The sequence below is a fragment of the Demequina sp. genome (assembly GCF_049841215.1).
Lineage (GTDB): Bacteria > Actinomycetota > Actinomycetes > Actinomycetales > Demequinaceae > Demequina.
Genome location: NZ_JASGEO010000023.1, coordinates 1 through 12,324, shown reverse-complemented (window position 1 = coordinate 12,324; position 12,324 = coordinate 1). Strand labels below are relative to the sequence as shown.

Here is a 12,324-nt window from a genome sequence, read left to right as displayed (position 1 = left end):
CATGTCCGGCCGCCTGATTCTTCGCGCATGGTGGCCGGCGCTTGTGCTGGTGGTCATCGGCGGCGTCGGGTACGCCGAGTTGCTGGATTCGGTAGAGGACCAGGAGTGGCTGTGGTCGCTCGACGACCCCATCTTGGAGTTCTTCGCTGCGCATCGCAGTGGCGCGTTGACGACGTTCATGGTGGCGGTGTCGTGGGTGTTTGGGCCGGTGGTGCTGCCGATTCTGGTGGCCCTCGGTGGCGCGGTGTGGGGGTGGCGCACGCGGCAGTGGTTCAACGTGTGCGTCTTGGTGGGGTCCATGGCGTTCGCGGGGCTGCTGTCGCTGGTGCTCAAGTACACGGTGGACCGGCCGCGGCCGCCCGAGGAGTTTTGGCAAGAGCCCGGCGGCACCCACACGCCTTCCTTTCCTTCCGGGCACACCCTGTGCGCGGCAACCTTTGTGCTGGTGACGGGGTACCTCGCGTGGCGCACGGACCGCTCGCTGAAGGTGCTGCTGTGGTGGTCACTTGTGTCCGTTGTGGTGATTGGGATGGTGGCGCTTTCCCGCCTTTACCTGGGGTATCACTTCCTGACCGACGTTGTGGCCGGCTTCTTCGCCGCCCTCACCGTGCTTGGGGTTGCGGTGGGCGTTGTGCGGACTCATGACTTCCGGGATGACGGGCCGCACGGGGAGTCCGCTGCGGCGCACGGGGAGTCCGCTGCGCCCGCCGCGCCCGCCGCGCCCGCTGCGCCCACTGGCGAATAGCGTCCTGGCGGCACTGAGCGCGTCCTAAACGCCCCATGCGACCTGTTGCTTGCCGCCAGGGCGCATACGGGTGCGGGTGCGGGTGCGGGTGATCAGGTGCGGGTGCGGGTGCGGGTGCGGGTGCGGGTGATCAGGTGCGGGCACGGCTGATCAGGTGAGGCGGCGGAGCCAGCGCAGCGCTGGCGCCGCCTGCGCGCGCTGAAACTCTCGCAGCCCAGGCAGCGCCGGATGCGGCGGCTCCGTGGACATCACCGTGAAGTAGCCCGCGAGCGCGGCAACGATGCCGCGCTCGTGCCGCAGCTCAACCCCGCGGCTCAGCGGGTGCGCGTGGAAGACGTCCCAGCACGCGTCGCCGCCGTTCATCTCGTGCGACGGCAGGTAGCCCGCGAGGTCCAGCCACGCAGCGCCCCGCGTTGCCCACGGCCAGTCCACGATGAAGGCGCGGCCACCCGCCAACAGGATGTTGTCGGCTCGCAGGTCGCCGTGGACCAGGGCATCGCCCTCGCTCGCCTCGGCGCCGTCCGCGCCCCACTCCACGAGCCGGTCAAGATTGGCGAGAGCCCACTTGCCCGCCTCACCGTGGGAAGACAGCCGCTCTACGCAGCCAGGATCCTCCGCGATCGTGCGCCACAGGGTGAAGAAGCTCTCGTCTGACTCGTGAAAGGCCTGCAACCCGGCGGGCGCCGGAGCAGACGCCAGCTCCTCGAACACCGCCCACAACGCCTCGGAGTGCTCGGCGTTCGTCGCCACCGGGTGCTCGCCATCGATCACATCGGTCGCCAGCACAAACCAGTCCCCCACCTCGAGCGTCCACTCAAGCCGCGGCACCGGCAGCTCGCCCGGCAGCTCCGCAAGCACCTCCGCCTCTCGGCGGTTGAGGTGGATGGACCACGGGTCGCGATCGCCGCTCATCACCTTGAGAAACAGCCGCGAGCCGTCACTAAATCGAACCACCCCAGCAAACCCGGGGCTGAACCCCAAAGCCGCCGCTTCAACGGAACCAACCACTGACCCGGCGCGCGCGCCGATGGCCGCAACCACAGCGTCGGGCACCTCGCTCCACGGCATGCGACGCGGATTTCGCGGCTGAGGCAGAGCAGACATTTCGCCAGTGTGCCAGGCTCAACGTATGCGAGCGATGATCCTCAAGGAGTTCCGCGAACTTAGGCGCGACAAGCGCACCATGGCGATGCTCATCATGTTGCCGATCGTGCTGCTGGTGATCTTCGGCTACGCCGCCAACTTCACCATCGACGAGCTCCACACTCAGGTGGTGGGCCCCAACGCAGAAGCGGTGGCGGACCAACTCCCGCCACTCTTCGTCGTTGACGGAACGCTCCCAGACGGCACCACCCAAGACGCAAAGGACCTGGTAAAGGACAACAAGGCCGACGTCGTCATCGACACCACCACCACCCCACCCACCGCATTTGTGGACGGCTCCAGCCTCTTCGCCGCCCAAACCGCGGTGGGCGCTTTCAACGCAATCCCCGACGACCAGCTGAAAGTCGAGGTGCTCTACAACCCCAACCTCACCACCTCGTGGGTCATGGTCCCGGCGCTCGTTGGCCTCATCCTCACGTTCATCGGCACCATCATCACGAGCATCGGCCTGGTGAAGGAGCGCCAGACCGGCACGCTCGAGCAGCTCGCGGTGATGCCGCTCAAACCAAGCGACGTGATCGTCGGCAAGATCGCGCCCTACTTCATCCTTGCGGCCGTGGACATGGCGGTCGTGACGCTGCTCGGCATCTGGATCTTCGACGTCCCGTTCAACGGCAACCCCTGGATCTTCGCGCTCGGCGCCGCGATCTTCCTCTTCGTCGTGCTGGGAATCGGCGTGCTCATCTCGACCGCGTCCCAGACGCAGGCGCAGGCGATTCAGCTCGCGATCATGATCCTGCTGCCGCAGATCCTGCTCTCCGGCTTCATCTTCCCGCTCAGCGCCATGCCCGCCGCGATCTCGTGGATCGGCTATTGCCTGCCGCTCACCTACTTTGTGCAGATCTCCCAGGGCATCATGCTGCGCGGCGCGGGCCTTGACTCGCTGTGGCCTGCGTTCGCGGTGCTCGCCTTCATGGCCGTGCTCATCTTCTCGCTCGCGGTGCTGCGCTTTCGCCGCGACCTCGCCCCTTCTGCCCGACGCTCCCGCAAGGAGGCGTGAACGTGACCTGGGGCGTCAGTTCAGTAAGCGTCCGGTACGGCAACGTCGCGGCCCTCACCGACGTCTCGGTGGAGGTGGTGCCGGGCGAGGTTCTCGCGCTCGCCGGGGGAGACGGCGCGGGGAAGACCACGCTGCTGCGGGTGCTCGCCGGGGCCGTGCGGCCGTCTGGCGGAACGGTGGATGCGCCGCCCGTGAACCGCCTCGGCTTCATGCCGACGCAGGCCGGGGTGTGGCGAGAGCTCACCGTTGACGAGAACATCGCCTTCGTGGCTGCTGCCCAGAACGTCACGGGCGCGGACCTGACCCAACGCAGGGCAGAGCTGCTTGAGGCGACCGGCCTCACGGACGCGACCGACCGCCTTGCAGGCCAGTTATCAGGGGGAATGCGCCAGAAGCTCGCGTTCTCTTTGGCAATGCTGCACCGCCCGCCGCTGCTCCTCCTCGACGAGCCGAGCACCGGCGTGGACCCCGTGAGCCGCGTTGACCTGTGGCGGATGATCGCGCAAGCCGCCGCGGACGGCGCGGCGATCGCGATGGCCACCACCTATCTCGACGAGGCCGAGCGCGCCGCCCAGGTGGTGGTGCTCGACGCCGGGGAGGTACTGCTGCGCGGCACCCCCGAAGAGGTGCTCGAGGCGATTCCAGGGCACGTGGTCTCGTCCTTGGCTCGCGGCGCCGGCGCGAACACCTGGCGACGCGGCCACGAGTTCCGGGAATGGCTCCCCGGAGATCCGCCTCCCGGTACTCCGCGCGCCGCCGACCTCGAGGACGCCGTGGTAGCAGCCTCGCTCGCGAAGGAGGCAGCGCGTGTCTGAGCCGCTGCTGAGCGCCCGGAACGTGACCCGTCGCTTTGGTGACTTCGTGGCCGTAGACGACGTCTCGCTGTCCGTAGCACCCGGCGAAATCGTTGGCCTCCTAGGTGCCAACGGTGCTGGTAAAACCACACTTATTCGCATGATTCTTGGGTTGCTCGGAGCCAGCGACGGAGAGGTCGCGCTGTTCGGTGAGACACCGTCGCGCGCCACCCGCGCCCGGCTCGGCTACGTGCCGCAAGGCCTTGGGCTGTGGGACTCGCTCACGGTCGAGGAGAACCTCGCCTTCGTTGGCGAGACCTACGGCGACCGCCCCATCCCCGTGCCCGACGGTCTGGCCGGGCTCTCGGGAAGCCTCGCCGGGGGAATTGGGCTTGGCAGGCAGCGGCAGCTCGCCTTCGCGGCGGCGCTTGGGCACTCGCCGGAGTTGCTGGTGCTCGACGAGCCCACGTCCGGCGTGGATCCGTTGAGCCGCGCGAGGCTCTGGGACGCGATCCACGAGGCCGCGGATTCCGGCGTCGGCGTGCTCGTCACCACTCACTACATGCAAGAGGCGCAACAGTGCGATCGGCTGCTGCTGATGTCGCAAGGCAGGGCGGTTGCCGAGGGTGGCGAGGCCGACATCGTGGGGAGCACCACCACCATCGCGATCCACGCGGAACGTTGGCAAGACGCCTTCGCGGCCCTCGACACGGCAGGCATCATGACCATGCTTGCGGGCACCCACGTGAGGGCCGTCGACGTGTCGGAAGAGGCCGTGCGGCGGGCGCTGGGCGACATTCCCGCGAAAGTTTCAGCGGTCAAATCCACGCTTGAAGAGGCCATGGTGGCGCGCGAAAGAGGCCGGTGACCACATCGTCGGGCCGTATTTGGCCTTGAACGTCCCGCGTGTGACCCCTACGTTTGGCGCGAGCCAAAAGGGAGGGCCAATCATGAAGAAAGCAATCATCATCCCCGTCGCCACGGCGGGCCTCATCGTGTTGGGCGCCACGGGCGCATTCGCGGCCGCGCGGGCGTTTGGGCGAGCGGACGCCGACGCGCAAGTGACGGCAGGCACCAACACCTGCCTGGGAAAGAAGCCGACTATCAAGAGCGCCGCGGCCGTGGTGATGGGCACCGAGGGCAATGACGTCATCGTGTCCGGCTACGCGAACGCAGAGGTGTACGGCCTTGGCGGCGACGACACCATCTGCGTGTACAACGTGGGCGGTTCTGCCTACGGCGGCGCGGGGCGCGACGTCATCTGGGTGGACGGCAACGAGGGCCACGTGGTGGTGGGCGGGCCGGGCTCCGACGTGATCTTGGCGAGCAACACGTTTGTGCGCGGGCTCGGTGCCGGCGGCAACAACTTCTTCGCGGGCAGCGACGGTGACGACGTCATCTACGGCGGCGGCGGTGACGACGTCATTAGCGGGCAGGCCGGTAACGACTCGCTCTATGGCGGCGACGGCGAGGACTGGCTGTGGGGCGGCCTTGGGGGCGCGGACACGGTGCGCGGCGCGCATGCGTACGACGATTAGGCGCTGAGCTCCAGCGTGTAGAAGCGCGAGAACGGATCTTCCGCGTAGGTGCCGAAGGGCTCGCACTCGGTGAAGCCGGAGCGCTCGTAGAGCCGGTGCGCGGCAGCGAAATACTGCTGCGTGCCGGTCTCGAGGCTCACGCGCTCGTACCCGCGTTCGCTCGCGATCGCGAGGAGCTGAGAAAGGACCGACGCTGCCACGCCCTGACCTCGGAAGGCCCGGTTGGTGCGCATGGACTTGAGCTCCGCGTGGTCTGCGGTGAGTTCGGCGAGGGCGCCCACGCCGAGCAACCGGCCCTCGTCATCGCGAGCGGCAAGGAAGGTCACGTGTGGTTCCCGTAGCCGTTGGACGTCGAGGGCGTGCACGGACTCCGGAGGGGACTCCGCGTGCATGTCCGCGAGGTGTTCCTCAAGGAGCGCGACGATGTCAGCGGTTGCGGGGTCTTCGCGGGAGATGAGCACGCGTCAGTGTGGCACGTGGGGGCTCATGACACCGTGAAGGTGAACTCCATGCCTTGCGCGCGGTGGTTGCCCACCGAGCAGTACAGCGTGTAGGTGCCCGGCTCGAGCGTCACCGTGAAGGAGTCCGTCTCGCCGGAGCCAATGATCTCCGTGTTGCCGCCGGGGTCGCCCTCGAGCACGAGGTCATGCTCCATCATCCCGTCGTTCGTGAGCTCAAAAGTGATAGCTCCCGCGGGGGCGGTTGTTGCGCTCACCTCGTAGGTGTATTCGGTGGCGGAGACCGCGATGGTGGTGGCGTCCGCTGGCTGGCCGGTGGAGCCTGTCTGCGCTGGCTCGGAGTCGCCGCAGGCCGCGAGGGTTGCGGCGACGAACGTCACGGCAAGTGTGGTGCGCAGAGCGCGTGTGAGTGCGTTCATGATTCCTCCCTTACGCCCTCACCGTACGCCTCTACTCTCCCTTGCCGCTGTCCAATCCAGACTTGATGGCGTCCATCACGGAGCTGTCCGCGAGGGTGGTGACGTCTCCGATCGCGCGGTGCTCGGCCACGTCGCGCAAGAGCCGCCGCATGATCTTTCCGCTGCGAGTCTTGGGGACCTCACTCACCACGAGAATCGTGCGGGGCTTAGCGAGCGCGCCAATCTGTTGCCGCACCTGCTCACGCAACGCCGCTGCCACGTCGTGCCCTGACGCTTGGGCGCCCTCGCCGTCGGACTTCACGACGACAAAGGCGACCACCGCCTGGCCTGTCGTTTCATCGCTGGCCCCCACCACCGCGGCCTCCGCGACCCACGGGTGTGAGACGAGCGCGTGCTCAATCTCGGTGGTGGAGAGGCGGTGGCCGGAGACGTTCATGACGTCGTCCACGCGGCCGAGCAGCCAGATGTCGCCATCGATGTCACGCTTAGCGCCGTCGCCCGCGAAGTACAGGCCGTCGAACTGGTTCCAGTACGTCTTCGCGTAGCGCTTGCGGTCGCCCCAAATCCCCCGCAGCATCGACGGCCACGGCTCGCGAATGACCAGGTACCCGCCCTCGCCGTTGGCGACGCTGCGGCCCGTGTCGTCCACAACGTCGGCCACGATGCCGGGAAGTGGGGTCTGGGCGCTGCCCGGCTTGGTGGCCGTCACGCCTGGTAGGGGGCTAATCATGATGGCGCCGGTCTCGGTCTGCCACCACGTGTCCACCACGGGGCAGCGGTTGCCGCCGATGTGTTCGCGGTACCACATCCAGGCCTCTGGATTGATGGGTTCGCCGACGCTGCCGAGGAGCCTCAGGGAGCTCAGGTCATAGGCGGCAGGGATCGCCTCTCCCCACTTCATGACCGTGCGGATGGCGGTGGGGGCGGTGTAGAAGATCGAGACCTTGTACTTCTGGATGATGTCCCACCAGCGGCCCTCGTTGGGGGTGTTGGGCGTGCCTTCGTAGAGCACCTGGGTGGCGCCGTTGGTCATGGGGCCGTAGACGATGTAGCTGTGACCGGTGATCCAGCCCACGTCTGCGGTGCACCAATAGACGTCAGTTTCTGGCTTGAGGTCAAAGACGAGGCGGTGGGTGGTGGCCGCGCCCGTGAGGTAGCCGCCTGTGGTGTGGAAGAGGCCCTTGGGCTTTCCCGTGGTGCCGGACGTGTAGAGGATGAAGAGCGGGTGCTCCGCGTCCACCCACTCGGGCTCGTGCTCGGCGGGCTGCGGGTCCACGACCTCGTGCCACCACACGTCGCGGCCTTCGACCCAGGCCGTGTCCTGGCCCGTGCGCTTGACGACGAGGACGTTGGTGACTGTCTTGGCAGGGGTGTCGTGCTCGCCGATCGGGGCGAGGCTCTCATCTACCAGGGGCTTCAAGGCGAGATGGGCGCCTCGCCGGTTACCGCCGTCGGCCGTAATGACGAGCTTTGCCTCCGCGTCGTCGATGCGCTGGCGGAGGGATTCAGCGGAGAACCCGCCAAAGACAACCGAGTGCACGGCGCCGATGCGCGCGCACGCGAGCATCGCGACCACGGCCTCCGGGATTTGGGGGAGGTAGATGGCGACGCGGTCGCCCTTGCCGATGCCGAGAGAGAGGAGGCCGTTGGCGGCCTTCTGGACCCGCTGGTGGATGTCTGAATAGGTGAGGGTTTGGGTGTCGCCGGGCTCGCCCTCGAAGTGGAAGGCGACGCGATCGCCGCGGCCCTCGCGGATGTGGCGGTCAACGGCGTTGTCGCACGCGTTGAGGGTGCCGTCGTAGAACCACTTGGCTACCGGGGCGTCCGACCAGTCGAGGATCTGGGTGAAGGGCTCATGCCACGCGAGGCGCAGGGCCTCCTCGCGCCAGTACTCGAGGCGGTCAACAGCCGCCTTCTTGTACTCGTACGCGGTGGCGTTTGCGTGCGCCGCAAAGCCCACGAGAGGTGGGAAAGTGCGCGTCTCGGTGAACAGGTTCTCGAGGGTTGGGGACCCATGGGCAGCGTTGACCATGGGGTCAGACTAGACAGGTTCTGCCTGGTATTTCCAACCGTTGCCAGGGGGTTTGTTAGGGGGCCTGGTAAAACCGGGGTGGGCGGCGACACGCCGGTGACGCATCCGTCGCATACGTCTGAACCACTGAACGCTGGCTTTCGCCTTCCACCGAGCCAAAACCGCCGCTGAGTGGTTCAGACGTCGTTGCGAGCCGTGGGATGTCGGGCCTTGAAAGGACAACCCTTGGGTTGCTACTCGAACTGCTCCCAGTCGGGGCAGCCAGTGGTGACGAAGGTGTCGGCCTCATTGATGTCGGTGAGGAATGCGTAGGAGCCTTGGTTCTCTGCCACGACCTCGCCGTCGTCACCGACGATGGACCACGTGCAGCCGTCGGGCTGGCTCGCGGGCTCTCCCTGCAGCTGGAAGCCGCCGAAGGGGATGTCGGTGCCGATCGCGTACTCGCCGGTTCCGGAGACGGTGACGAAGGACGAGTCGCCCTCGCCGTCGTCCGTCTCTGGAGCCTCGGTGGCATCCGAGGTGGGGCCGGCAGCGTCGGCCGTGGTGCCCTCGCCCGCTGGCTCGGTGGGATCGTCGCCACCTCCGCATGCGGTGAGGCCCATGAGCATCACCGCGGTGATGGCGAATGTCGAAAGCGCGGTGCGCGCGCGAGGCTTGGTCATGTCGCTCCCTCCAGCTGCGCCGCGGATCGCGGCGTTGATGTCATCTTCGTCTGCGCTGTGACACGCGACCATGGGGGTTATCGCGTATTCGCGGCGACGCCGGTTTGCGGGGGGGTACTGCGGCGTGGCCCCAACTCGCGCTAACGCCCCTGGCATGTTTCGATGGACTCATGCCAGCCGACTATCGATACGCCACCCGCACCAACGGCGAGGTGGTGATCTTCCACCACGGCAAACTCGCCAAAATGCTGCGCGACGAGCCCGCTCAAGAGTTCCTCAAGTCCATCAAGGACCTCCCGGAAGGCGAGGACCAGGGCGTCATGGCCGCCGCAGTAGGCAACGACGGGCAGGTCGCCCGGCCTACCTCCGGCACCGGCCCCTCGGGCAAGGCGGTGCACGGTGACGGTGCCGCGCACGGTCACAAGGAGTTCCGCCGCAAGTCCGGCGGTTAGCCGCTCCGTAACACGGCCCGACGCTGTGGCTGAGCCCTACTCCTCCGTCGCCTCCACCACCTGCTCCAGCGGCTCGCTGATGCCGAGCCCGGACGGGGTGTCGTCCACTGTTGACGGGTCCACCTCGCGCGTCAGCACTTCTTTGAGCACGTCCGCCGGGGGATCGCATTTGAAGTCGCCCACGTATTTGTCGCCCGTGCAGTACGGCGAGACCCGTGGGTCTTGCGCCAGGTTAGTCCACGAGATGTCGTAGGTGAGGCTGGCAAGATCGGTCAGTTGTTCGCTCGCGAACACCTTGCCAAGAGCCAACTGCTCGCCGAAGACGATAGGCGAGATTTGGTACACCTTGTACGTTCCTGCGGGGAAGTCGCCGAGGCTCTCATCGAAGTCGTTCCACGCCTCGGAGTAGGCCTCGATTTCTTCCTCGGTGGCGGTGGCCCAGTCCGGCTCCTCGAGCGTCTTCTCGAACTCCACGCGCTCGTCTTGCACATCGCACATGCGCGCCCGCGAAAAACCCATGCCGCCGTAACTGGCGCTGCCCATGGGGTTGTTGACGGTGTAAAGGTCCAGGTAAACGTCATAATCTTCGGTGGTAAACACCACTTTGTCGTCCAACGTGATCACGTACGTGGACCCGCCCGCGAGCACCTGTGTGGGATCAGGATCCTCGCTCACGAATCCGGGGGTCACCATCACGAAGGTCTCGTACTCGGGGTCGGACTCGATCGTCACGTATGGCTGCGGCGTGATCCCGTTGACCGCTTGCGAGGCCGGCGTGTACGTCTCGCCGCACTCCGGGAACGTGAAGTCGTCGAGCACCTTCTTGCTCTCGGGAAGCGGGTTCCACGTCACCGAAAGCGCGGTTGCACTGGGGCTCGCACTGCCCGACGGCGTGGTTCCGTTCGCACTCGTCAGCAGGTTGGGGAGGTGGTTCAGTCCAAACCACCCGGCGACTGCGACGGCGCCAACGGCCGCCACCGTGCCGACCCCGGCGGACAGCATCGCGGATCGGTGCTTGGCCTGTGCGGGGGCCATCACGGAGTTCACGCCGGCACCAGGGACGGCATAGGCCGAGGCGGTGGCGGCGAATCGCGTGCGCAGCGCCGTGATGTCTTCCGCGCTCGGCTCTGGGAGGTGCTGGGGGGTGGACTTCTTGAGGATCGCCCTCACGCCGTCGGCGTCCTTGCCGTCGATGGCCATGAGTACCGTGGCGGCGGGGCCAGCGGCGCCAGGGTCTTGGGCTGCGTGTGCGGCCATCCATTCCCGGCACGCAATCTCCGCGACGCGGGTGTCTCGCGGCGCTTTGCGCCGCGAGAAGACCGCCACCGTCGCGGACTGCGCCAGCTCGCGGGCCGCCCCGCGATCGTCCTCGAGCAACTCCGCGTATGCGACGAGCGCGCTGAACCTTGTCCTCAGTAGGTTCGCGTATGTCGAATGCCATGCCCCCATGCGTGGCCCCCTTCCGGCTAACACCTTAGCCACCTCCACCGCCCGGAATGGGTTCTGAGTGGGGCTATTTCGCCTGATAGTCGCACTCAGAACCCATTCGGGGGCGGTGCGCGCCGGCTCGGCCAGGGGTGCGTCCCGTTGTGAGGCAGCCCGGCGCGCTAGTGTTCCGAGCGTGTCATCGACGACCCTTGCCGTGCCCGACGCCGCTGAAGGCTCCCAACGTGTAGACCACCGCATCGCTGGCGCCGACGGCCTGCGCGCCGCCGCCGCTCTCGGCGTGGTGTTCTCGCACCTCTTCCAGCGCCTCGCCTTTGACCAGCACGGCGCCCTCATCGCCGACCTCCAAGGCATCGCGATGAAGGGAGCCTACGGAGTCTCCATCTTCTTTGTGCTGTCCGGAACGCTACTCAGCTACCCCTTCTGGACCGCCTACTTAACCGGCGCAAAGCTGCCGTCGCTACGGCACTATGCGAAGCGTCGGGCAGCCAGAATTGTCCCTGGCTTCTACGTGGCCCTGACGGTGAGCTTCCTCGCCGTGCTCGCCTGGTACCCCGACACCCAGAGCCCGCTCACGCGGTACCTCGCGGGGCTGAGTTTCATGAGCGGTTGGCACTGGCTGACGTTCTTCCCGGTCGAGTCCAACGGGCCGCTGTGGTCCATTTCCCTCGAGGTGATGAGCTACATCCTGATGCCGCTCGCGATGCTCGGCATGTTCGTGTTGGGGCGCCGCCGCGCGTGGAAGGGAGCGGGCTACTGGGTGGGCGTGCTGATTGTGGTGCTCCTGGTAAACCAGTGGATTGTCACGACGTTCATCCCCTCGGACGAGGGCAAGGGCTGGCAGTACGGTGACGTGGGCGGCGCCAAGGAGTGGATGCCGTTCTTCAATCCCGTCGGCTTCTTCGCTCACTTTTTGGTGGGCATTGCGGCGGCCGGTTTCATCGCCTGGTGGCGTGTGCGTTCCGGTGCCCGACGCTGGGGTTTCGACCTCTTGGGCCTCGCCGGGATCTTGGGGCTGGCTGGGCTCGTGTGGTTCACGCGTTTCCCGTACGAGCCCGGCTTCATGGGCAACTTCCAGAACCAGCCGTACCTGTGGCCGTGGCTCGCGGTGAGTGCGGGGGTGGCGCTGGTGGGGGCGGCGCACTCGCGGGTGCTGGGGCGGATCATGGACAACCGGTTCGCGCGCTACACGGCCACCGTGTCCTTCGGTATCTACGTGTGGCACTACCTGATGGTGGGGCTCGTGGAGTTGCTCACGAACGGGGAGTTCACGTACGGGTCCGTGCAGGACTTGGGGCGCTTTGCGCTGATGTCCGCGACGGTGCTGGTGCTGTCCTACGCGATCGCCACTGCCAGCTGGCATCTCATGGAGAAGCCGATCCTGCAGTCCAAGTGGGCGCGGCGCTAGGACGGGCGCGGCCACGGGCTGAACTGGCGCGGCCCCGGACTGCGCGGCTCTCCCTGAGTGTCTCAGTGCTGGTTCCAGTCGGCGGATTCAATGGGTCATTGCAACAGGGTCTCTTGCATTGTCTCGTAGGGGGTGGCGAAGTCGAGGCGTTTGCGGGGTCTGCGGTTCATTTGGTCTGCGACGTAGTCGAGGTCGTCTTGGGAGTG

Annotated in this window: 13 protein-coding genes and 1 pseudogene; 7 read left to right on the top strand and 7 right to left on the bottom strand. The window is 66.9% G+C overall.

Annotated elements, in window-relative coordinates; translation table 11 throughout:
• The first annotated feature begins 1 nt into the window (after window position 1).
• Window positions 2-745 carry a phosphatase PAP2 family protein gene (locus QM618_RS11035; protein WP_428098825.1) on the top strand — a complete coding sequence of 248 codons (744 nt, stop codon included), beginning with the start codon at window positions 2-4 and terminating at the stop codon, window positions 743-745.
• 150 nt (window positions 746-895) lie between these two features.
• Here the strand turns inward: QM618_RS11035 and QM618_RS11030 are convergent, their stop codons facing one another.
• Window positions 896-1,849 (bottom strand): phosphotransferase family protein, encoded by a 954-nt coding sequence (locus QM618_RS11030; RefSeq protein ID WP_428098822.1) that lies wholly within the window; start codon window positions 1,847-1,849, stop codon window positions 896-898.
• A 25-nt stretch (window positions 1,850-1,874) separates the two neighbouring features.
• On the opposite strand from QM618_RS11030, the gene QM618_RS11025 reads away from it, so the two are divergent.
• The 4 genes from QM618_RS11025 (at window position 1,875) to QM618_RS11010 (ending at window position 5,241) form a co-directional block, all read left to right on the top strand.
• A complete protein-coding gene (locus tag QM618_RS11025) occupies window positions 1,875-2,909 on the top strand; it encodes an ABC transporter permease (protein ID WP_428098819.1) in 1,035 nt (344 codons plus the stop codon).
• Between the two features lie 2 nt (window positions 2,910-2,911).
• The gene (locus tag QM618_RS11020; protein ID WP_428098814.1) at window positions 2,912-3,724 is read left to right on the top strand and encodes an ABC transporter ATP-binding protein; all 813 of its coding nucleotides are present in this window, start codon (window positions 2,912-2,914) and stop codon (window positions 3,722-3,724) included.
• Entirely contained in the window at window positions 3,717-4,571 is an 855-nt protein-coding gene (locus QM618_RS11015) for an ABC transporter ATP-binding protein (protein ID WP_428098808.1), read from the top strand. Before QM618_RS11020 ends, QM618_RS11015 begins: the two co-directional genes overlap by 8 nt.
• Window positions 4,572-4,653: 82 nt before the next feature.
• Entirely contained in the window at window positions 4,654-5,241 is a 588-nt protein-coding gene (locus QM618_RS11010) for a calcium-binding protein (RefSeq protein ID WP_428098803.1), read from the top strand.
• Here the strand turns inward: QM618_RS11010 and QM618_RS11005 are convergent.
• The 4 genes from QM618_RS11005 to QM618_RS10990 form a co-directional block, all read right to left on the bottom strand.
• A complete protein-coding gene (locus QM618_RS11005) occupies window positions 5,238-5,702 on the bottom strand; it encodes a GNAT family N-acetyltransferase (RefSeq protein ID WP_428098800.1) in 465 nt (154 codons plus the stop codon). The genes QM618_RS11010 and QM618_RS11005 overlap by 4 nt on opposite strands.
• A 23-nt stretch (window positions 5,703-5,725) precedes the next feature.
• A complete protein-coding gene (locus QM618_RS11000) occupies window positions 5,726-6,118 on the bottom strand; it encodes a cupredoxin domain-containing protein (RefSeq protein WP_428098796.1) in 393 nt (130 codons plus the stop codon).
• Between the two features lie 31 nt (window positions 6,119-6,149).
• Complete coding sequence (gene acs / locus QM618_RS10995) at window positions 6,150-8,150, bottom strand: acetate--CoA ligase (RefSeq protein ID WP_428098793.1); 2,001 nt, start codon at window positions 8,148-8,150, stop codon at window positions 6,150-6,152.
• A gap of 233 nt (window positions 8,151-8,383) precedes the next feature.
• Complete coding sequence (locus QM618_RS10990; protein ID WP_428098789.1) at window positions 8,384-8,812, bottom strand: hypothetical protein; 429 nt, start codon at window positions 8,810-8,812, stop codon at window positions 8,384-8,386.
• A 170-nt stretch (window positions 8,813-8,982) separates the two neighbouring features.
• Between QM618_RS10990 and QM618_RS10985 the strand changes: the two genes are divergently transcribed.
• Window positions 8,983-9,264 carry a hypothetical protein gene (locus QM618_RS10985; RefSeq protein WP_428098785.1) on the top strand — a complete coding sequence of 94 codons (282 nt, stop codon included), beginning with the start codon at window positions 8,983-8,985 and terminating at the stop codon, window positions 9,262-9,264.
• Between the two features lie 36 nt (window positions 9,265-9,300).
• On the opposite strand, the gene QM618_RS10980 is transcribed toward QM618_RS10985, so the two are convergent.
• Window positions 9,301-10,713: a hypothetical protein gene (locus QM618_RS10980; protein WP_428098782.1), complete on the bottom strand. Its 1,413-nt coding sequence runs from the start codon at window positions 10,711-10,713 to the stop codon at window positions 9,301-9,303.
• Between the two features lie 172 nt (window positions 10,714-10,885).
• Here QM618_RS10980 and QM618_RS10975 point away from each other — a divergent pair, with 172 nt between their 5' ends.
• On the top strand, window positions 10,886-12,118 hold the full coding sequence (locus QM618_RS10975; RefSeq protein ID WP_428098779.1) for an acyltransferase family protein: 1,233 nt from the start codon (window positions 10,886-10,888) through the stop codon (window positions 12,116-12,118).
• Window positions 12,119-12,213: 95 nt separating this feature from the next.
• Here QM618_RS10975 and QM618_RS10970 read toward each other — a convergent pair.
• Window positions 12,214-12,324, bottom strand: a pseudogene (locus QM618_RS10970) (IS30 family transposase); the annotation flags it as partial.